Here is a 20901-nt window from a genome sequence, read left to right as displayed (position 1 = left end):
GTCAGTGTCGTGTGGTTGGGGTGGATGAAGCAAAGCGGTCGATCGCGAACGGTGCGATCGGCAAGGTGCTGGCACCGTCGAGCACCAGCTCGGCCACGATCTGCCCGACGATCGGGCTCAGCTCGAAGCCGTGGGCCGAGAAGCCGAAGGCATGCACCAGCCCCGGCTGCGTGCGGCTGGGGCCGATGACGGGAATCTGGTCGGGCATGAAACCCTCCACGCCGGCCCAGGCGCGGTTGATCGACAGGCCCTGCAGGTGCGGAAACAGGTCGGTGACGGTGTGTGCGCTGCGCGCCAGCTGCAGCATGTCCACCTCGCCGTGGCGCGCCACCGCATCGGCCTTGCAGCGCAGGCCGCCGCCGATCACCACCGTGCCGTTGCCGAACTGCTTGAACGACAGCGCCCTGCCCGTCGCACCCAGCACCGGGTTGACGAAGGGCGGCACGCGGGTGGTCACCATCAGCATCAGGCCGCCGGCCTCGATCGGCACCGGCTCGCCGGCCTGGCGGGCGATCTCGCCGGCCCAGGCACCGGCGGTGTTGACCAGGTGCGGCGCCTCGAAACGGCCCTGCGGCGTGTGCACCTGCCACAGGCTGCCCACGCGCTCGATGCGCTGCGCGGGGGTGCCTTCATGCACCTGCACGCCGCGCCGCTGGGCAGCGCGCCGGAAGGCCGTCACCACGCCGAACGGATAAGCGTAGCCATCGTCCTCCGCCCAGATCGCGCCGGTGATGCGCGGCGTGAGACTGGGCACCAGCTCCCGCACGTCGGCCGGGCCGATCAGCTGTTCATGGGTGAAGCCCATCGCATTCAGCGTGGCCACGCGCTCCTGCAGCGTCAGCAGCTCGTCCGGCGTCTCGGCCAGCTTGAGCTGACCGCTGGGCACGAAGCCGGCGGGCTCGTCGACCAGCTCGGGCAGGCGGTGCCACAGCGCGCGCGCCGCCACCGACAGCGGTACCTCGGCCAGGTGGCGGTCGACGGTGCGCACGCCGCCGGCGTTCACGCCCGAGGCATGGCGGCCGCAGTAGTCGGCCTCCAGCAGCCGCACGCTGCAGCCGCGGCGCACCAGGTGCAGCGCGCTCGACAGGCCCTGCAGCCCGCCGCCGATGACCAGCACGTCGCTGATCGAGGCCGCGGCGCTCATCGCGCCTCGCGCGCCAACTCGCCCAGCGTGATCGGCTTGATCGGCGGGCGGATGCGGTAGTAGCCCACCTCGGCCGGCGACACGCCGCGGGCCTCGGCAATCACCTCGGTGACGGTCAGGCCGCACAGGCGGCCCTGGCACGGCCCCATGCCGCAGCGGCCGAAGCTCTTGGCCTGGTTGGGGCCGGTGCAGCCCAGCGCCACATGGGCGCGCAGGTCGCCGGCCGTCACTTCCTCGCAGCGGCAGACGATCACGTCGTCGGCCGGCACCCGCAGCTTGGGCCGGTACAACGCATCCAGGAAGGGGCGGATGGCGAGCTGGGTGGCCAGCTCGGCACGCACGGGCGCGGCACGGCGGTCGCGCTCGGCGGCGTCGATGCGCGCCAGTTGCGCGGCCGCGGCCAGGCCGGCCAGCGTGCCCTGGCAGGCCGCGGCCAGCGCACCGCCGATGCCGCCGCCATCCCCCGCGATGAAGATGCCGGGCACGCTGAGCTCGCCCCAGGCATCGGCCTGCGGCGTCCAGCACAGCTGCGCCTCGTCCCAGCGGTGCTCGGCGCGCAGGCTCCAGCTGAACTGGGTGTTGGGCACCACGCCCTGGTGCAGCAGCACGGTGGCGGCCTCGATGCGGTGGCTGCGGCCGCCGGCCTCGAAGCGCAGTGCCTGCGCATGGTCGGTGCCTTCCACCGCCAGCCCGGTGGCGCCGGTGAAGAAGGGCACGCCGGCGCGGCGCAGCGCCGTCATCAGCTTCAGGCCCTTGGCCAGCACCCGCCAGCCGCGCAAGGCACCGGCCGCATGGGCCAGCGCACGGCGGTGGTCGGCGCGGTCGGTGGTGTCGACGATGGCGCTGATCTCCACGCCGGCCCGCAGGTACTGCCAGCCCAGCAGGTACAGCAGCGGGCCGCAGCCGGCCAGCACCAGGCCACCGGTGGTGGGCACCAGCTGCGCGGTCTTCAGCAGGATCTGCGCGGCACCGGCGGTCATCACGCCGGGCAGCGTCCAGCCGGGGATGGGAAACGGCCGCTCCATCGCGCCGGTGGCCAGCACCACGCGCCGGGCCTGCCAGCTGCGCACGCCGCCGTTCTGCAGCGCATGCACCTGGTGGTCGCGCGTCACCTCCCACACCGCCACGCCGGCTTCATGCCGCGCGCCGCAGCGGGCGAAGGCCTCGGCCAGCGGGCGGCCAGCCCCGTAGTCGGGGCCCAGCACCTCCAGCCGGCGCGCATCGGCATCCACCTGCGTGATGGCGCGGTAGATCTGCCCGCCGGGCGCGGCCTGCTCGTCCAGCAGCACCACGCTGGCACCGGCTTGGCGCGCCGCGATGGCGGCCGACATGCCGGCGGGCCCGGCGCCGATGACCACCACGTCCACGGCTTCAGGCGTCATGGCCGGCCTCCGCGGGTACGGGCATGGCGACCGTTGCAGCGGCCGGTTCGCCGAAGCTGCGCAGCCCCTGCTGCGTGCGCACCTGCATGCCTTCGCGCACTGTCACCAGGCAGGCCTGGCGGGATGCTTCGCCGTCGATCTCGACCAGGCATTCGAAGCACACGCCCATCATGCAGTAGGGCGCACGCGGCGCCCCGCTGACAGCCGAGCTGCGAAAGCGCTGCACGCCCGACTGCAGCAGCGCAGCGGCCACGGTGGTGCCGGCCGGCACCTGCAGCAGCCGGTCGTCGAAGCGGATCTGCACCATGGCCACCGGCGCGGCGCCGGGCAAGGGCTGGAACGGAGAGCGGTTGGCGTCAGTGGGCATGGCTGAAGTGGTAGTTCGGGTCGAGGAAACGGCTGCCCTCGAACGGGTTGATCTCTTCGGGCTTGGCGCCGCCCAGCACCCAGGGCGCGATGGCCAGGGCATGGTTGGCCGCCAGCGTCACGCCGCTGTGGCAGGTGGTGACGAAGGCACCGGGCTGCGCCGCGGACTGCTGGTAGATCGGGAAGCCGTCGGGGCTCATCACCCGCAGCGCGCCCCAGGCCCGCACCAGCTTCAGCCCGGCCAGTACCGGAAAGCTGCGCACGCCGCGGCGGGCGATGGCGGCCAGCACGTCGGTGGTGGTGCTGTCGTCGAAGCCCACCTCCTCCATCGAATCGCCGAGCTGGATCGTGCCCTCGTCGGTCTGGCGCACGTTCAGCGTCGGGAAGTCGAGGAAGTGCCCGGCCCGTTCGCCGATCAGCACCTGGCCGCGGTTGGGCTGCACCGGCGCATGCAGGCCCACCTGCTCGGCCAGCGTGCGGTTGCCCAGGCCGGCCGCCAGCACGATGCGCGGCGCCTGCCAGCGCTGGCCGCCGGCCTGCACCGTGAACACGTCGGCAGTGCGGCCGATCTGCTGCACCGGGCTGCCGGGCACCACGCGCACGCCGCGCTGCTGCAGGGCCGCATGCAGCGCACGCAGCAGCTTCAGCGGGTTGGCATGGCCGTCCATCGGCGTGTAGCTGGCGCCCACCACCTCGGGGCCGATGTGCGGCACGCGCTCGCGCACCGTGGCGGTGTCCAGCATCTCGAACGGGTAGTCGGCGGGCCGGCCGCCCAGGTCGTCGCGGATGGACTGCAGGCGGGCGCGGCGCGCTTCCAGCTCTTCATCGGTGAAGCAGAAGGCGTAGCCGCCGGGCTGGCGCAGCTGCACGTCGACGCCGGTTTCCTGCAGCAACTCGGCAGCCAGTTGCGGCCAGCTGCGGGCCGAGCGCATCGTCCAGCGGGCATAGGGCGCAAAGCCGTAGCCCTTGCCCTGCACCCACACCAGGCCGAAGTTGCCGCGGCTTGCGCGAAAGGCCTGGTCGCCTTCGTCCAGCACCAGCACGCTGGCCTTCTGCCGCGCCAGGCCGTAGGCCACCGCGGTGCCCACGAGCCCGCCGCCGACGACGATGACGTCGGCTTGTCTAGACAGGTCGGTCATCTAGTTCCCCTTGCCCACCAGCACGCGGTCCAGGCCGACGATGCGGTCGAGCAGCAGCATCAGCACCAGCGTGCCGACGATCAGCACCGTGGACACCGAGGCCACCAGCGGATCGATGGTGTGGGCGATCTGGTTGTACATGGCCACCGGCAGCGTGGTGGTGCCGGGGGTGGAGACGAAGACGGTCATCGTCAGCTCGTCGAAGCTCTGGATGAAGGCCAGCATCCAGCCGCCGGCCACGCCGGGCAATATCAGCGGCAGCACCACGCGCCGGAAGGCGGTGAAGCGGCTGGCGCCCAGCGACAGCGCCGCCCGCTCGGCATCGGTGTCCATGCCGGTGGCCGCGGCCAGCACCAGCCGCAGCGCATAGGGCATCACCACGATCACATGGGTGAGCGCCAGCCAGGCGAAGCTGCCGGTGAAGCCCAGCGCCGAGAAAAAGCGCAGGAAGGCCACGCCCAGCACCACGTGCGGGATCATCAGCGGCGACAGGAAGAAGCCCATCAACACGCCGCGGCCGGCAAAGCGGTGGCGCACCATCGCCAGCGCCGCCGGCACCGCCAGCGCCACGGCCACGGTGGCACTGGCCAGGCCCAGCCACAGCGACAGCCAGAAGGCGTCGATGATTTCCTTGGCATCCAGGATGGCGCGGAACCAGCGCAGCGACAGGCCATCAGTGGGCAGCGAGATGAAGCCCTTGGAGGTGAAGCTCACCGCCACCACGATGAGCAGCGGCGCCAGGATGAAGCCGATGAACAGCGCGTGGTACAGCAGCGAGAGCCAGCCGTTCTTTCTCATGGAGTTCTCCTTGGCTGGATGCGTCAGCGGTCGAACACGGCCGCGTAGCGGCGCTCGATCAGCCGGTTGGAGCCGAGCACGATGGCCACGTTGGCGATGAGCAGCAGCACCGCGATGGACGCGCCCAGCGGCCAGTTCAACGTGCTCAGGAATTCGTCGTACGCCGCGGTGGCCACCACCTTCAATCGCCGCCCGCCCAGGATGGCCGGCGTGGCGAAGGCCGAGGCCGCCAGCGCAAAGACGATGATCGAGCCCGACAGCACGCCCGGCAGGATCTGCGGCAGCACCACGCGGCGGAACACCGTCATCGGCGGCGCACCGAGGGACAGGCCGGCGTTCTCGATCTGCGGATCGAGCTTCAGCAGCGCGGCCCACACCGAGATCACCATGAACGGGATCAGCACATGGGTGAGCGCGATCACCACGCCGGTCATCGTGAACAGCAGCTTCACCGGCTCGTCGGTGATGCCCAGCGCCATCAGCGCCTGGTTGATCAGGCCCTGGTTGCCCATCAGGATGGCCCAGCCCAGCGTGCGCACCACCACCGAGATGAGCAGCGGCCCGAGGATGACCACAAGGAACATCGAGCGCCAGGGGTTGCGCATGCGCGCCAGGATGATGGTCTCGGGCACGCCGAACAGCACGCACAGCAGCGTGACGCCCAGCGCCATGCCGCCGGTGCGCAGGAAGATCTCGTGGTAGTAGCCGTCGCCCAGCACCTCGGCATAGTTGGCCAGCGTGTGCTCGGGCAGCACGCCGCGGGTGCCGTCGAAGGCATTGAACGACAGCACTGCCGTCATCAGCAGCGGCACCAGCAGCATGCCGATGTACAGCAGCAGCGCCGGCCCCGACAGCAGCCAGGGCGCCAGGCCCGGCCGCTCGTTGCGGGCCACGGCCTGCACGGAAGGATGGCTCATCACCTCAGCGGCCATGGGCGGCCTCCGCATGCAGCAAGCGGGCGTCGTCGTCGGTCCAGCGCAGGCCCACGGCCGTGCCCTCGCCCGGCGGCACCGCGCCCACGTTGGGCTGGCTCACGCGCAGCCGGCCCACCGCGCTGTCGATCTCCAGCATCCAGTGGCTGCCGAGGAACACCCGCGTGGCCACGCGGCCGTCGATGCCCTGCCCGACCTGCACCACCTGGATGCGCTCGGGCCGCAAGTACACGTCGACCCGGCCGGCATAACGCTGGCCCTCGTGCGGCACGAACATGCGGCGCGCATCGGGCGCGGCCGAGGCGCCCAGCGCCACTTCGCAGCAGCGCTCATGCGTGGCCACCACGCTGCCGGCCACGGTGTTGGTCTGGCCCAGGAAGGTGGAGGCGAAGGCCGACTGCGGCCGCTCATAGGCGTCGAAGGGCGTGCCCAGCTGCACGATGCGCCCGCCGTGCATCACCGCCACGCGGTCGCTCATCGTCATGGCTTCCACCTGGTCGTGCGTGACCAGGATGGTGGTGATGCCCAGGTGCTTCTGGATGCCGCGCAGCTCGATGTGCATTTCCTCGCGCAGCTTGGCGTCCAGGTTGGACATCGGCTCGTCCAGCAGCAGCACCGCAGGCCGGATGGCCAGCGCACGCGCCAGCGCCACGCGCTGCCGCTGGCCGCCCGACAAGGCCTTGGGATGACGCCCGCCCAGGCCGCCGAGGCGCACCAGCTCCAGCGTCTCGGCCACACGCTTGTCGCGCTCGGCACGCGGCACCTTGCGCATCTCCAGGCCGAAGCCCACGTTCTCCGCCACCGTCATGTGCGGGAACAGGGCATAGCTCTGGAACACCACGCCCATGCCGCGCTTCTCGGGCCGCAGCGCGGTGATGTCCTGGCCGTCGAGCACGATGCGGCCGCGGCTGGGGTCGACGAAGCCAGCCACCATCTGCAGCGTGGTGGTCTTGCCGCAGCCCGAAGGGCCCAGCAGCGAAAGGAATTCGCCTTTCTCGATGGCCAGCGAGAGGCCATCGACGGCAGTGAAATCGCCAAAGTGCTTGGCGAGCCCATCGAGCGTGAGGTAGGACATGGCGGTGGCTTCCGTCAGCGGCAGCTCAGCGCTCGACCGAGCGGTTCCAGCGGTTGGTCCACTCGCCGCGCTTCTCGTTGACCACCGTCCAGTCGGTGGGAATCAGCTTGCCCACCTGTGCCTCGCCGTAGGGCACCTTGCCCGCGACGGCCGGTGCCAGCTGCGTGGCCTTGTTCACCGGGCCCCAGCCCTGGCCGTCGGCCAGCAGGGCCTGCACCTCGGGCGTCAGCAGGTACTGCAGCAGCGCCTGCGACTGCTGCGGCACGTCGCTCTGCACCACCGGGCAGCCGGCGATCATCAGCGCCAGCGCGCCTTCCTTCGGGTAGACGAACTCCACCGGGAAGCCGGTGTCCTTCAGCGCCTGCACGCGGCCGCTGCCCCACACGGCCAGCGTGATGTCGCCGTTCTGGAACAGCTCGGTCATCTTGCCCGGCGAAGGCTCCCAGGCCAGCACGTTGGGCGCCACCTCGCCGGTCATCGCCTTGAAGCCCGGCTCGATCGCCTTCTCGCCACCCTGGCGCAGCTTGGCGAACATGATCAGCGTCTGCAGGCCGTAGGTGTTGCTGATGGGCGGAATGGCGACCTTCTGCTTGAACTGCTTGTTGGTCAGCAGCTCCCATGAATCGGGCTTGGGCAGGCCGGCCTTCTTGAAGGCCTCGACGTTGTAGGCCAGGCCGGTGGCCACCACGCCCACCGCCACCGACTTGTCGCTGAGCCTGGCCAGCGGATACAGCGGCGCATAGGCCTCGGGCTTGACCGCATCGCAGAAGCCGAACTGCACCGCTTGCTGCATCGGGCCGTCGTCCAGCAGCACCACGTCCAGTTCCTGCTTGGCCTTCTGCGCCTGCAGCTTGGCCAGCGTGTCGGTGGAGTTGCCGGCCACGTACACCACCTTCACGCCATGCTTGGCCTCGAACGCCGGGATGATCTTCTCCTTGAAGAGCTTCTCGGTGGAGCCGCCATAGGACCCGAGGTACAGCGTGGGCTGTTGGGCGATGGCGGCTTGGGCAGCGGCGGCAGCCGCCAGCGCGACGATGAGACGGGTCGGTTTCATACGGACTCCTTGTGCACCTGAAAGGGCCTTCACGCACCAGCTTGGTTCGGGTTTTCACCAATCCAATGCATTTGGCTTATGGGCACCCGCGGCGGGTTGGGAAGCGCTTTTCCGCAGGGCTGAGGCACAGTCTAGGAAGCGATGGGGCATGCGTGAAATACAATTTGTTCACCCGTCCATAACATCAGAACATGGGTTGAACCGACCATGCGCATCCGTCAACTCGAAGCCTTCCGCGCGGTGATGCTGTGCCAGACGGTCACCAAGGCGTCGGAGATGCTGCACATCAGCCAGCCCGCGGCCACGCGGCTGATTGCCGACCTGGAGCAGAGCATCGGCTTCGCGCTGTTCGAGCGCGTGCGCGGCCGGCTGATCCCCACGCCCGAGGCGCAGACGCTGTACGAGGAAGTGCAGCAAAGCCTGCTGGGCGTGGACCGCATCGCCCGCACGGCCGAAGAGATCCGCCATCAGCAGCGCGGCGTGCTGCAGGTGGCCGCGGCGCCGGCGCTGTCGATCTCGTTCCTTCCGCGGGCGACGGCGCAGTTCCTGGTGGAGCGGCCGCAGACGCAGATCTCGCTGCTGTCGCATTCGTCGCGCACGGTGGTCGACATGGTGGTGGGCCAGCGCTGCGACATCGGCTTCGCCATCCTGGCGATGAACGCGCCAAGCACCCACGGCGAGCCGCTGCTGGCCACGCGCATGCTGTGCGCGGTGCCGGCGGGCCACCGGCTGGCCGGCTACAGCGTGGTCAAGCCGACCGACCTGAAGGGCGAGCACTTCGCCTCATTCCCGCGGGTGCTGGACACGCGGCTGCATGTGGACGCGCTGTTCGCGGCCCACGGCGTGGAGCGCATCCTGCGCTTCGAGACGCAGATCAGCCACGGCCTGTGCAGCTTCGTCGAATCGGGCCTGGCGGTGGCGCTGGTCGACCCCATCACCGCCAGCGAATACCGCGGCGACGGCATCCGCTTCATCCCCTTCGAGCCGACCATCCGCATGGACTTCACCGTGCTCACGCCCATCCAGCGCCGGCCGGCGATGCTGGTGCAGACCTATGTGCAGTACGTGCGGGAGTACGCGCTGAAGCAGCTGGATCCGAGGTGTGTGGTGTTGTGAGGTCTGGGCCTTTGAGGTGGTGCTGCTGGCGAGGCCGCTTGTTCTGTTCTTGTTCGACCGCCGCGCGGGGGGCGGTGCCCGGTGGGGCTCATGCTGGGGTGGTCCGGCCTCGCAGGCCGGACTTCGCTGCGGTGCTCGCGCCGAGGTCGCGCGGCCGAACTCGCTGCGTTCACTACGTTCACTGCGCTCGGACAGCGGCCGCGGATCAGTCTACGAAGCGCGCTGCGCGCGCCGACCTCGGCGCTGCGCTCCTCGCCACCCCAAAAATCGCCCCACCGGGCACCGCCCCCCGCACGGCTCTGCTCTGCGGATGCACTGGTGCCGTGCGAAGGCGCCAGGCAAGTCACCAAACAGCCCCGCTCTACTGTCACCTAGCAGTCCATGCACCCCGCCATGCCCCACACGCTCGACACGCTCGACACCCCCGCCGCCATCGTCTGCCTGCCGCGCATGCAGCACAACATCGCCCGCATGCAGCAGCAGGCCGAGCGCCTCGGCGTGCGGCTGCGGCCGCATGCCAAGACCACCAAGTGCGCCGAAGTGGTCGCGGCCCAGCAGGCGGCCGGTGCCTCGGGCATCACCGTGTCCACGCTGAAGGAGGCCGAGCAGTTCTTCGCCCAGGGCGTGACCGACATCCTGTATGCGGTGGGCATGGCGCCGCACCGGCTGCCGCAGGCCCTGGCGCTGCGCCAGCGCGGCTGCGCACTGAAGATCCTCACCGACAGCGTGACCGGTGCACAGGCCATCGTGGACTTTGGCCGCGCCCACGCGCATGCCTTCGACGTGCTGGTCGAGATCGACACTGACGGCCACCGCTCCGGCATCACGCCCGACGACGCGGCGCTGCTGGACGTCGGCCGCCTGCTGCATGAAGGCGGCATGCGGCTGGCCGGCGTGCTCACCCATGCCGGCTCCAGCTACGAGCTGGACACGCCACATGCCCTGGCCGCCCTGGCCGAGCAGGAGCGGGCCGGCTGCGTGCATGCGGCGCAGCGGCTGCGCGCGGCGGGCCTGCCCTGCCCCGTGGTGTCGGTGGGCTCCACGCCCACGGCGCTGGCCGCCGAATCGCTCGAAGGCGTGACCGAGCTGCGCGCCGGCGTGTACGTGTTCTTCGACCTGGTGATGCACAACGTGGGCGTGTGCCGTACCGACGAGATCGCGCTCAGCGTGCTCACCACCGTCATCGGCCACCAGGCCGACAAGGGCTGGGCCATCGTGGATGCCGGCTGGATGGCCATGAGCCGCGACCGCGGCACCGCGCGCCAGGCACAGGACTACGGCTACGGCCAGGTGTGCGCGCTGGATGGCACGCCGATGCCGGGATGGCGGATGTCGTCGGCCAACCAGGAGCACGGCATCGTCTCGCACAGCGCCGCGCCGGGGGCGCAGAACGCCCCCATCGACGTTGCCGCCGCCCTGCCCATCGGCACCCGGCTGCGCATCCTGCCCAACCATGCCTGCGCCACCGGCGCGCAGTTCCCGCAGTACCACGCGCTGGCCGAGGATGGCGCGGTGCAGGCCTGGCACCGCTTCCACGGCTGGTGACACACTTCAGTTCAGCACATAGCCGCGCGGCTGCAACGGCTCGGGCAGCGGCTGCACGCCCAGCTGCTCCAGCAGGTCGATCTCCAGCCCGCGCACCAGCGCATCCAGCGGCAGGTCGTTGTCGGCACGGCCGAAGGGCTCTTCCAGCTCGTCGCCCAGCGCATCCAGGCCGAAGAAGGTGTAGGCCACGATGACCACCACCAGCGGCGTCAGTGCGCCCAGCGTGGCGGCCAGGCCGAAGGGCAGCAGCAGGCAGAAGAACCAGGCCGTGCGGTGCAGCAGCAGCGAATAGGCGAAGGGCGTGGGCGTGCCCTTGAGCCGCTCGCAGGCGGCCTGCACCGCGGTGCATTCATGCAGGTGCGCCATCAGCGCCTGGTAGACGATGTCGCCCAGCGCACCGGCGCCGCGGGCGCCGGCCAGGTCGCGTGCGATGAGGCCGGCGACCAGGTTGTTGGCATTGCGCGCGGCCGCCAGCACCGGCTGTTCGGCCGCGGACAGCCACGGCGCGGCCGCAGCCACCGCGTCGTCATCGCGCAGCCGGGCGGCCAGCGCATGGGCGAAGCCGATGCAGCGGCGCACCACGGCCTGGGCCACCGCGGGCTGGTCGGGCAGCGCGGCGAGGGCCTCGCGGGCCAGCGCACGGCTGGCCGCCAGCAGGCTGCCCCACTGCCGCCGCGCCTCCCACCAGCGGTCGTAGCAGACGTTGTTGCGAAAGCCCAGGAACACCGACAGCGCCAGCCCCAGCAGCGAGAACGGCACCGCCGCCAGGTGCGCTGCGTCCAGCCGCGCATCGCGGCCCTGCAGCCACACCGCCAGCACCGAGACGGCCGCCACCAGCGCCAGCTTGCCGGCGATGTGCGGCACGATGGAGCCGCGCAGCACGAAGAACAGGCGCCAGGCGCTGGGTCGGGGTCGCACGATCATCGGCCGATTGTGGAGCCGGCCGACAGGCACGTGCCTTGCCGCTGCGCTGCACCTCCACCGCAGCGCAGCACCTCTTGCCCATGCCCGCCAGCCCGCTCGATCCGCAACAGAAATGGCCCGACCGCCTGTGGGTGGTGCGCCATGGCCAGAGCGCCGGCAACGTGGCGCGCGACAAGGCCGAGGCCGCCGGCCTGCCGCTGATCGACATCGCCACCCGCGACATGGACGTGCCGCTGTCGGCGCTGGGCGAGCGGCAGTCGCTGGCGCTGGGCGAATGGTTCGGCGGCATGCCGGCCGACGAACGGCCCAACGTGGTGCTGTGCTCGCCCTACGTGCGCGCCCGCCAGACCACCGAGCTGGTGATGCAGGCCGCGGGCCTGGCCGGTGGCGACGACGAGCTGCAGGTGCGGGTGGACGAACGCCTGCGCGAAAAGGAGTTCGGCATCCTGGACCGGCTCACCCGCCTGGGCATCGAGCAGCAGCATCCGCAGCTGGCCGAGCAGCGCAGCCACGTAGGCAAGTTCTACTTCCGCCCACCCGGCGGCGAGAGCTGGTGCGACGTCATCCTGCGGCTGCGCAGCGTGCTGGAGACGGTGACGCGCGAGCACCGCGGCGAGCGCGTGCTGATCGTGGCGCACCAGGTGATCGTCAACTGCCTGCGCTACCTGCTGGAGCGCATGGACGAGGCCCAGGTGCTGGAGACCGACCGCGCCGGCGACGTGCCCAACTGCGCCGTCACCTGGTATGCCTTCGACCGCACGCTGGGCCGCCGCGGCAAGCTGGCGCTGCAGCAGGCCAACTTCGTGCGGCCGGTGGTGGAAGCCGGCGAGCCGGTGACGGCCGAGCCCGACATGCCGGCAGCACCCAAGTCATGAGCGACCGCTTGTCGTCGTTGCCGCCGCCGCTGCTACTGGACGAGGCCGCGCTGCGCGCCTGGCCGCTGCCCCTGCCCGACGAGGATGGCGACAAGGAACAGCGCGGCCGGGTGCTGGTGATCGCCGGCGGGCCGGAGATGCCCGGCGCGGCCGTGCTGTCGGCCGTGGCCGCCATGCGCGCGGGCGCCGGCAAGCTCACCATCGCCACCGCCGCCAGCGTGGCTGCGGGCGTGGCGCTGGCCGTGCCCGAAGCCCGGGTGCTGGCCCTGCCCGAGACCGCGGCCGGCGGCCTGGCGGCCAAGGGCCTGGCGCTGCTGGAGGACATCCTGCCCAGCGCACGGGCGGTGCTGTTCGGCCCCGGCGTGCAGGACGAAGGCGCGGCGGTGGACTTCGCACGCGGGCTCCTGACGCGCTGCCGCCATACCGCGCTGGTGCTGGATGCCTATGGCATGTGCGTGGTGAAGTCGCCGCCCGAAGGCCAGCCCTGGCCGCCGCGCCAGGCCTGGGCACTGACGCCGCATGCCGGCGAGATGGCCTCGCTCACCGGCATCGACAAGGACGAGGTGCAGGCGCGGCCGCTGCAGCTGGCGCAGCAGGCGGCGCGGCAATGGCAGGCGGTGGTGGCGCTCAAGGGCCGGCAGACCTTCATCGCCGCGCCGGGCGAGGAACGCGCCTGGCAGCACGATGGCGGCAACGTGGGCCTGGCCACGTCCGGCTCCGGCGACGTGCTGGCCGGCCTGGTGGCCGGCCTGGCCGCACGCGGCGCCCCACTGGCCCAGGCCTGTGCCTGGGGCGTGGTGCTGCATGCCCATGCGGGCGACCGGCTCACGCGCCGGCTGGGCATGCTGGGCCTGTTGGCCCGCGAGCTGCCCGGCGAGGTGCCGGACCTGCTGCGCGAGCTGGGACCGTGCGCGGCGTGAGCGCTGCCGGCGCGGAGCACCGGCGCGGGGTTCAATGCCGGCGGCGGCGCGCGGCGAAGCCCACGGCTGCCAGGCCGGCGAGCATCAGGGCATAGGTCTCGGGCTCCGGCACCGGGGCCAGCACCAGCGAGCCCTGCAGGTTGCCGTAGCCGTCGGACGGGCCGGTGAAGCTGCCCGCGATCTCCACTTCCAGCGGCCCGCGGAAGGTGCCGCGCACCAGGCCCAGGTAGGTGCCGTCGGCGCTGGGGGACAGCGTCCAGGCCGTGCCGTTCAGCGTCACGCTGCTGAAGCTGAAGTTGGTGGCGCTGATGTCGCCCTTGACCGTGTACTGCTGCTGGCCGGCTTCGCCGCCGCCCAGGTTCAGCACGAAGTTGAAGGCGGTGTCCTCGCCGGTGATGCGCGTGGCACCGAAGGAGAAGGTGGAGGACAGGTTGTCGAAGGTTTGCGACGTGAGCGCGGCGGCGGAGGCCTGCAGGCCGGTGGCGGCCAGCACGGCGGCAACGGCAATGGCGTTGAATTTCATACAGCTCCCGGGAAGGTTGGAGGGTTCGGCACACGCCGCGCAAGGCGCGGCGGCAGCGCGCCACGGCAAGCGGCGTACCCGGGAGCGGAGGAGGTCAGCCGGCCTGGAGGGACGGCGCCGCGCCATCGTTGTCGCCGTCTTCCCCCGCCGGCGCGGTGGGCTCCTGCATGGCGTCCACCGCAGTGGCCAGGGTGACCGGCGGCGGCTCGGCGGCCGGCGCTTCGGCCTGCGCCTGGACCGGGGCACCGGCCTGGGCATCGGCCCCTGCATCGGCATGCGGATAGGTGACGCTCGGCACCGCCTTGCGGCCGCCCGTGCCCCTGCCCGGCTTGCCGGCCTTTGCAACGCCGGCGTCGGCCGCGGGCATCGGCGCCGTGGCCGTCGCCGCAGCCAGCTTCTTCTCCAGCGCACGGATGCGCTGCTCGGCCTTGGACAGTGCGGCGCGGGTGCCGCCATGCTCGGCCTCGACGGCGGCCAGCGCTTCGGCATGGCCGCCGGTGGCCAGCTTGTGCTCGGCCTTCAGCGCCTTCAGCTGCGCCTTGCTGCGCAACAGCTTCTGCAGGGCGCTGGCAGGCATCTCCACCGTCCATTCGCCGTCGCGCTCGGCGATGCTGTGGAAGTCCACCTTGTCTTCCAGCAAGAAGGCGAGCTTCTTCGGAAGGTCGAAGCGCCCGGCTTCGATGCGGCTGCGGTCGATCTTCTTGGCCATGGTCTGCTGCAATCGGTACTGAAGGAGAAAGGATGTTAAGCGCGCAGTGCGGGCAGCACTTCGCGGCCGAAGGCCTCGATGAAGGCGGCCTGGTCACCGCCCACCTGGTGCAGGTCGATGGACGTCACGCCCAGCGCGGCCACCTGCCGCAGATGGTCCACATGCCGGCCCAGGTCGGCCGCCACCATCACCTTGGCGCGCATGTCCTCCGGGCGCAGGTGGGCCGTGAGCCGGACGAAGTCCTCGGGCTGGCGGGCATCGGCGTTCGCCTGGCTGCCGCCGGCGTTGAAGCGCCATTGCTCGAAGGCCTGCTCCAGCGCCTGCGCATCGGTGTCGGCCCAGCTCAGGTCCACCTTCACATGCACCGGCTTGTCGGGCCCCGCCTGCTCGCGGAAGGCGGCGATCAGGGCACGCAGCTGCTGCAGGTCGTGCGACACGGTCAGCAGGCCCTCGGCCCAGCCGCCCAGCCAGCGCGCCGTCTCCACGCTGGTGGCCGCGCCCACCAGCACCGTGCGCTGTGGCGGCCGGCACCACAGCCGCGCGTCCACCACCGCGGGCGGGCCGGGCTCGGTCACGCGCTCGCCATCCAGCAGGCGGCGCATGGCCTGGGCCGCGCGCTGCAGCCGCTGGTTGCGCTCGGGCTTGTCGGGCCAGCCCTGGCCCACCAGGCCTTCATTGACCGCCTCGCCGCTGCCCAGCGCCACCCAGGGCAGGCGGCCCGGGTACAGGCGCTGCAGCGTGGCGATGCCCTGCGCCAGCACCAGCGGCTGGTAGCGCCAGCCACCGGGCACGGTGATGGTGCCGAAGCGCAGCCGCCGGGTGGCCTGCAGCGCCGCCCCCAGCCACACCCAGCTCAGTGCCGAATGGCCCTGGGAAGGCGACCAGGGCTGTGCATGGTCGGAGCTGAAGACCGCATCGAAGCCGGCAGCCTCGGCCTGCTGCGCCAGCGCCAGCAATTGCTCGGGCGGAAACTGCTCCTGGGAGGCATGGAAGCTGAACTGCGGCATGGTGGCGGGCTCGGGATCGCGGCGGTCCGCGGAACCGCCCGGGCGGCAAGGTGCATGCCCGGCGCGGCGGCCCGGCCGCTCATTCGCCCAGCAGGTGCAGCACCACCTCGCGCCAGTGCGGCCGGCTGCGGTGCTCCCAGAGGTACAGGCCCTGCCAGGTGCCCAGCGCCAGCCGGCCGCCCAGCAGCGGCACGCTGAGCTGCACCGCGGTGAGGGCCGCGCGCACATGGGCCGGCATGTCGTCCGGGCCTTCGTCGACATGGCGGAACAGCGGGTCGCCGTCGGGCACCAGGCGGGCGAAGAAGCGCTCGAGGTCGGCCCGCACCTGCGGGTCGGCGTTCTCCTGCACCAGCAGGCTGGCCGAGGTGTGGCGGACGAACAGCGTCAGCAGGCCCTGGCCGTAGCCGCAGCCGCGCACCCAGTCGGCCACCGGGCGGGTGATGTCGAGCAGGCCTCGGCCGCGGGTCTCGAACTGGAGCGTGGTGGTGGCTTGTCGGAGCATGCGTGCGAGCTTAAGCGCCGCCTCGTGCCGAGCCTGCTGGCACGCCGGCATGCCGATTGCCGGGCGTTGCGCCCCCATGACCCGAGGAACCCCCATGGCCAGAGCCGCGTCCGCCAAGACCGCAGCAAACCCTGCTTCCACTCCGCAGGCCACCGCCCCTGAAGCACCTGCCAAGGCGGCCCGCAAGAAGGCCGCCGCTGCGCCCAGCGGACAGACCACGCCGGCAGCGCCGACGAAGAAGGCGACCCAGCGCACGCGGGCTGCCGAGCCCGCACAGCCCACCGAGCCGGTGAAGGCCGAGGCAGCCGCCAAGCCCGTCCGGGTCGGCCCCTCCGCGGCCGGCGCCGCAGCCAAGTCGCGCAGCCGCAAGCCGGCGACCCCGGCGGATGCCGCCGGCGCTGCCGGTACGCAGGCCGGCGATGCCGACGGCAGCACGCCCTCCAGCCCCAGCCGCGAGCAGCGCGTGCGCGAGGCGGCCTACCAGCGCTACCTGGCCCGCGGCCAGGCGCATGGCCATCATGAGCATGACTGGCTGGAAGCCGAGCGCGAGGTGGATGCGCAGCAGCCGCCGCAGGGTCGCCAGCCGGGCTGAGCGAAGCGGCTGGCGGGGTCGCCACGGGCCTCCATAATTTCCGCTCTTGCGGGGTCGTTGGATGCCGCTGCCGCATCACCCCGGAGCCCCGCCGTGCCTGAAGTACCCCGCCCCACCGCCCCGCCGTCCGCCGAGGAGCGGCCGACCCGACGGTCCGACCTGCGCTTTCCGGTCGTCGGCATCGGTGCTTCGGCCGGCGGCATCGCCGCGGTGGTGCGGCTGCTGCAGCCGCTGCCGCCGCAGCCCGGCATGGCCTTCGTCGTGGTGCTGCACCTGTCGGCCGAACATGAGAGCCATGCCGCCGAGATCCTGCAGCGCGCCACGCCGATGCCGGTGATGCAGGTGACGGAGACCACGCGCATCGAGGTGGACCGGGTGTACGTCATCGCCCCGGCGCTGCAGCTGGCGATGGACGACGGCCACCTGGTGGTGGACGAACGCCGCGCGCGCGGCCGGCCGGTGGCCATCGACCTCTTCTTCCGCACACTGGCCCGCGCGCACCGGGAGCGGGCGATGGCGGTGGTGCTGTCCGGCGCCGGCAACGACGGCACGCTGGGCCTGGGCGAGGTCAAGGCCGAAGGCGGCGTGGCCCTGGCCCAGCTGCCCTCCGATGCCGAGTACGACGCCATGCCCGCGGCCGCCATCGCCAGCGGCCATGTGGACTTCATCCTGCCGGCCGCGCGCATCGGCGACAAGCTGCTGGAGGTGTGGGACACCGCGCGCCGCATCGAGCTGCCCGACGACGGCGAGGCCGGCCTGCGCACCGAGCGGCCGGCCCCCGGCCTGCAGCGCGACCTGGCCGAGCAGGCGCTGCAGGACACCATGGCCATCCTGGCCCAGCGCACCGGCAACGACTTCCGCCACTACAAGCGCGGCACCGTGCTGCGCCGGCTGGAACGCCGCATGCAGGTCACGCGGCAGGCCACGCTGCCTTCGTACCGCGAGTACCTGGATGCGCATCCGCAGGAAGCCGGCCTGCTGCTGCAGGACATGCTGATCAGCGTGACCACCTTCTTCCGCGACGCGGCCGCCTACGAGGCGCTCGAACGGGAGATCGTGGCCACCCTGTTCAACCGGCGGCCGCAAGCCGCCACGCTGCGCGCCTGGGTGGTGGGCTGCGCCACCGGGGAGGAAGCCTATTCACTGGCCATGCTGCTCAACGAGCATGCGCCCGACAAGCTGCCGCGCCAGACGGTGCAGGTCTTCGCCTCCGACATCGACGACCGGGCGCTGTCGGTGGCCCGCGCGGGCATCTATCCCGAAGCCATCGTGGCCGACGTGCGCCCCAGCCAGCTGCGCCAGTTCTTCGACATGGAGATGGGCAGCTTCCGGGTGAAGAAGGCGCTGCGCGAGCAGGTGCTGTTCGCCCGCCACAACGTGCTGCGCGACCCGCCCTTCTCCCGCGTGGACGTCATCACCTGCCGCAACCTGCTCATCTACCTGGAGCGCGAGGTGCAGGCCGAGGTGCTGGAGGCCTTCCACTTCGCCCTCAACCCCGGCGGGCTGCTGTTTCTGGGCAGCGCGGAGTCGGCCGACTTCCTGCCGGAGCACTTCACGCCGGTGGACAAGAAGCACCGCATCTACCGCGCCAATCCCGTGCGCCAGGCGCGGCGCGACCTGCTGCCGCTGCGCGGCACCGACATGCCGCGCAGCAGCCTGCAGCGCGAGCCCGAGGTGCTGCCGCTGCAGCCGCCGCCGCTGGCGCTGCTGCACCAGCGGCTGCTGCTGGAGGAGGACGAGGCCAGCATCGTGGTGGATGCGCGCGGCCACGTCCTGCACACCAGCCTGGGCGCCTCGCGCTTCCTGCGGCATGTGGAGGGGGTGCCATCCACCGACCTGCTGGACCTGGTGCTGCCGGAGCTGGCGGCGCCGCTGCGCGCGGCCATGCTGCTGGCCCGGCGCGACGGCCAGCGGGTGATGGCGCAGCCGGTCACCATCCAGGGCGAGCAGTCGCCCATCACCGTGTGCATGAGCGTGCGGCTGGGCAAGCCGCTGGGCGAGGCCGGCCTGATGCTGGTGCGGCTGCAGGAATTCGATGCCACGCTGCTGGCGCCCGCCGCCGCGCCCGGCGAGGCGCACGACCCCACCTGGCAGGTGCTGGACGAGGCGCTGCGCGCGCTGCAGGCGCAGCTGCACGGCACCATCGGCGAATCGGCCATCTCCGGCGAGGCGCTGCGCGCCACCAACGAGGAGCTGCAGTCGATGAACGAGGAGCTGCGCTCGGCCACCGAGGAGCTGGAGACCAGCAAGGAGGAGCTGCAGTCGGTCAACGAGGAGCTGACCACCGTTAACTTCGAGCTCAAGCGCAAGGTGGAGGAGACGGCCAAGGTCAACGACGACCTGAGCAACCTCATCGCCTCCATGAGCATGGCCACCGTCTTCGTCGACCGCGAGGTGCGCATCCGCGGCATCACGCCGCTGGCCACCAAGCTGTTCAACATCCTGTCCACCGACGTCGGCCGGCCGCTGCGCGACCTCACCCACCGCCTGCGCTACGAAGGCCTGGGCGACGACGTGGCCGAGGTGCTGGCCACGCTGCGCCTGCAGGAGCGCGAGGTGGCCTCCACCGACGGCAGCTGGTACCTGATGCGCATCTCGGTCTACCGCACCAGCGACAACCGCATCGACGGCGCGGTGCTGAACTTCATCGACGTGACCGAGCGCCGCAGCGCGCAGGACCAGGTGCGCGCCCGCGACGAGCGGCTGCGCCTGGTGGCCGAGAGCACCCGCGACTACGCGGTGCTGACGATGGATGCCCAAGGCAACGTCACCGGCTGGAACAAGGGCGCCGAGCTGATGTTCGGCTACACCGAGCAGGAGATGCTGGGCGTGCCCTTCGCGCGCCTGTTCGTGCCCGAGGACCGCGCCGCCGGCAAGCCGGAGCAGGAGCTGCACACCGCGGCCACCGAAGGCCGCGCGCTGGACGAGCGCTGGCACCTGCGCAAGGACGGCAGCCGCTTCTACTGCAGCGGCATCACCACGCCGCTGACCGAGAACGGCGTGGCCGGCTTCGCCAAGATCGCGCGCGACCTCACCGAGCGCCAGCGGCTGGAGCGCCAGCGCGAGGAACTGCTGCAGGCCGAGCAGCAGGTGCGCCGGCAGCTGGAAGCCGCCAGCAACCTGCGCAACCAGTTCCTGGCGGTGATGTCGCACGAGCTGAAGAACCCGCTGAACCTGGTGCTCATCAGCGCCGAGGCGCTGGCCCGCTCGCCCGAGGTGTCGGTGCAGCCGCGGCTGCTGCGCACGGTGGACACCATCCGCCGCACCGTGCATGCGCAGTCGCAGATCATCGACGACCTGCTGGACCTGTCGCGGGTGCAGACGGGCAAGCTCTCGCTCACCCGCACGCCGGTGCAGTGGCGGCCCATCGTCGAGAACATCTGCGAGGCGGTGCGCCCCGAGGCGCAGGAGCGCCGGCTGCAGCTCACGCTGCAGGCCACCGATGCCACGGTGTATGCCGATGCGGTGCGGGTGGAGCAGATCGTGTGGAACCTGCTGAGCAATGCCCTGAAGTTCACGCCCGAGGGCGGCCGCATCGAGGTACGGCTGCGGCCCGAGGGCGGCAGCGCGGTGCTGGAGGTGCAGGACAGCGGCCGCGGCATCGCGCCGCACTTCCTGCCGCTGCTGTTCGACATGTTCGAGCAGGAGGACCGCATGGCCACCACCCGCCGCGGCGGCGGCCTGGGCATCGGCCTGGCGCTGGTGCGCGACCTGGCGCAGCTGCATGGCGGCACGGTGGAGGCGCACTCCGAAGGCGAAGGCCGCGGTGCCCTGTTCCGCGTGCGGCTGCCGCTGTTCGGCAACGGCATCGCCGGCGGCACGGGCACGCCGCGGCGCGACCTGCTGGCCGGCCGCCGCGTGCTGCTGGTGGACGAGGACCCGGCCATGCTGCATGCGCTGGCCGAGCTGCTGGAGGCCGAGGGCGCGCAGGTCATCGCCGCCGCTGGCGCCCGCGAGGCGCTGTCGCATGCCGCCGGCACCGGCTTCGAGCTGCTGCTGGCCGACGTGGGCGTGACCGAGATGACCGCCGGCGCGATGCTGGCCGAGCTGCGCGAGACCGCGCCCGGCGACTGGCCGGCGCTGGCCATCAGCGGCTACGGCCAGCGCACGCGGCTGCCGGGCGGCGGCTGGGCCGACGGCTTCGATGCGCAGCTGGACAAGCCGCTGTCGATGGAGCTGCTGCTGCAGGCACTGGCGGGGCTGGACAAGCCCGGGGACTGACGCCGAGCGGGCATCGCGGCCGGCATGTGCCTTGCCGTGCCGCCGGGTGACCCCCTCCCCCCTCGCCTTCCTCTTCG

General features: G+C 71.7%; 18 protein-coding genes and 1 pseudogene. 6 read left to right on the top strand and 13 right to left on the bottom strand.

Going from position 1 to position 20901, the window contains the following annotated elements; translation table 11 throughout:
• Position 1: 1 nt before the first annotated feature.
• Genes VO99_RS23305 through VO99_RS23270 form a run of 8 tightly spaced genes read right to left on the bottom strand, consistent with a single transcriptional unit; the run spans position 2 to position 7890 of the window.
• The gene (locus VO99_RS23305; protein ID WP_046115347.1) at positions 2-1144 is read right to left on the bottom strand and encodes an NAD(P)/FAD-dependent oxidoreductase; all 1143 of its coding nucleotides are present in this window, start codon (positions 1142-1144) and stop codon (positions 2-4) included.
• Positions 1141-2526, bottom strand: a complete 1386-nt coding sequence (locus VO99_RS23300) for an FAD/NAD(P)-dependent oxidoreductase (RefSeq protein ID WP_046115346.1) — start codon at positions 2524-2526, stop codon at positions 1141-1143. Before VO99_RS23300 ends, VO99_RS23305 begins: the two co-directional genes overlap by 4 nt.
• The gene (locus VO99_RS23295) at positions 2516-2893 is read right to left on the bottom strand and encodes a (2Fe-2S)-binding protein (RefSeq protein WP_046115345.1); all 378 of its coding nucleotides are present in this window, start codon (positions 2891-2893) and stop codon (positions 2516-2518) included. Before VO99_RS23295 ends, VO99_RS23300 begins: the two co-directional genes overlap by 11 nt.
• A complete protein-coding gene (locus tag VO99_RS23290) occupies positions 2883-4031 on the bottom strand; it encodes an NAD(P)/FAD-dependent oxidoreductase (protein WP_046115344.1) in 1149 nt (382 codons plus the stop codon). The genes VO99_RS23295 and VO99_RS23290 overlap by 11 nt, the downstream gene beginning before the upstream one ends.
• Positions 4032-4829: an ABC transporter permease gene (locus VO99_RS23285; protein ID WP_046115343.1), complete on the bottom strand. Its 798-nt coding sequence runs from the start codon at positions 4827-4829 to the stop codon at positions 4032-4034.
• 23 nt (positions 4830-4852) lie between these two features.
• The gene (locus tag VO99_RS23280) at positions 4853-5746 is read right to left on the bottom strand and encodes an ABC transporter permease (RefSeq protein ID WP_046115379.1); all 894 of its coding nucleotides are present in this window, start codon (positions 5744-5746) and stop codon (positions 4853-4855) included.
• A 4-nt stretch (positions 5747-5750) separates the two neighbouring features.
• Positions 5751-6836, bottom strand: a complete 1086-nt coding sequence (locus tag VO99_RS23275; RefSeq protein ID WP_046115342.1) for an ABC transporter ATP-binding protein — start codon at positions 6834-6836, stop codon at positions 5751-5753.
• A 25-nt stretch (positions 6837-6861) separates the two neighbouring features.
• Positions 6862-7890: an ABC transporter substrate-binding protein gene (locus VO99_RS23270; protein WP_046115341.1), complete on the bottom strand. Its 1029-nt coding sequence runs from the start codon at positions 7888-7890 to the stop codon at positions 6862-6864.
• 207 nt (positions 7891-8097) lie between these two features.
• On the opposite strand from VO99_RS23270, the gene VO99_RS23265 reads away from it, so the two are divergent.
• Positions 8098-9006 (top strand): LysR substrate-binding domain-containing protein, encoded by a 909-nt coding sequence (locus VO99_RS23265; RefSeq protein ID WP_046115340.1) that lies wholly within the window; start codon positions 8098-8100, stop codon positions 9004-9006.
• Between the two features lie 393 nt (positions 9007-9399).
• Positions 9400-10551, top strand: coding sequence for a DSD1 family PLP-dependent enzyme (locus VO99_RS23260; RefSeq protein WP_046115339.1), 1152 nt, complete (start codon positions 9400-9402; stop codon positions 10549-10551).
• 6 nt (positions 10552-10557) lie between these two features.
• Here VO99_RS23260 and VO99_RS23255 read toward each other — a convergent pair whose 3' ends face one another.
• A complete protein-coding gene (locus VO99_RS23255) occupies positions 10558-11475 on the bottom strand; it encodes a bestrophin family protein (protein WP_046115338.1) in 918 nt (305 codons plus the stop codon).
• Positions 11476-11555: 80 nt separating this feature from the next.
• Between VO99_RS23255 and VO99_RS23250 the strand changes: the two genes are divergently transcribed.
• Together VO99_RS23250 and VO99_RS23245 are read left to right on the top strand one after the other, a co-directional pair.
• Positions 11556-12350 carry a histidine phosphatase family protein gene (locus VO99_RS23250; RefSeq protein ID WP_046115378.1) on the top strand — a complete coding sequence of 265 codons (795 nt, stop codon included), beginning with the start codon at positions 11556-11558 and terminating at the stop codon, positions 12348-12350.
• Positions 12347-13270 (top strand): NAD(P)H-hydrate dehydratase, encoded by a 924-nt coding sequence (locus tag VO99_RS23245; RefSeq protein ID WP_046115337.1) that lies wholly within the window; start codon positions 12347-12349, stop codon positions 13268-13270. Before VO99_RS23250 ends, VO99_RS23245 begins: the two co-directional genes overlap by 4 nt.
• A gap of 31 nt (positions 13271-13301) precedes the next feature.
• Here the strand turns inward: VO99_RS23245 and VO99_RS30980 are convergent.
• The 4 genes and pseudogenes from VO99_RS30980 to VO99_RS23225 all read right to left on the bottom strand — a co-directional run.
• Positions 13302-13763: pseudogene (locus tag VO99_RS30980) on the bottom strand (FxDxF family PEP-CTERM protein); the annotation flags it as partial.
• A gap of 124 nt (positions 13764-13887) precedes the next feature.
• Positions 13888-14502 carry a hypothetical protein gene (locus VO99_RS30975; protein ID WP_198157036.1) on the bottom strand — a complete coding sequence of 205 codons (615 nt, stop codon included), beginning with the start codon at positions 14500-14502 and terminating at the stop codon, positions 13888-13890.
• A gap of 35 nt (positions 14503-14537) precedes the next feature.
• Positions 14538-15509 carry a TIGR03885 family FMN-dependent LLM class oxidoreductase gene (locus VO99_RS23230; RefSeq protein ID WP_046115334.1) on the bottom strand — a complete coding sequence of 324 codons (972 nt, stop codon included), beginning with the start codon at positions 15507-15509 and terminating at the stop codon, positions 14538-14540.
• A gap of 79 nt (positions 15510-15588) precedes the next feature.
• Positions 15589-16011, bottom strand: a complete 423-nt coding sequence (locus tag VO99_RS23225) for a secondary thiamine-phosphate synthase enzyme YjbQ (RefSeq protein ID WP_046115333.1) — start codon at positions 16009-16011, stop codon at positions 15589-15591.
• Positions 16012-16105: 94 nt separating this feature from the next.
• Between VO99_RS23225 and VO99_RS23220 the strand changes: the two genes are divergently transcribed.
• Together VO99_RS23220 and VO99_RS23215 are read left to right on the top strand one after the other, a co-directional pair.
• A complete protein-coding gene (locus VO99_RS23220; RefSeq protein ID WP_052736573.1) occupies positions 16106-16603 on the top strand; it encodes a DUF2934 domain-containing protein in 498 nt (165 codons plus the stop codon).
• Between the two features lie 93 nt (positions 16604-16696).
• Positions 16697-20824 (top strand): CheR family methyltransferase, encoded by a 4128-nt coding sequence (locus VO99_RS23215; RefSeq protein ID WP_083440864.1) that lies wholly within the window; start codon positions 16697-16699, stop codon positions 20822-20824.
• Positions 20825-20901: the final 77 nt, after the last annotated feature.

This window comes from Aquincola tertiaricarbonis (assembly GCF_000969605.1).
GTDB classification, from domain to species: domain Bacteria; phylum Pseudomonadota; class Gammaproteobacteria; order Burkholderiales; family Burkholderiaceae_C; genus Aquincola; species Aquincola tertiaricarbonis.
The sequence above is the reverse complement of the archived record's forward strand: the minus strand, read 5'-3'. Positions and strand labels throughout refer to the sequence as shown.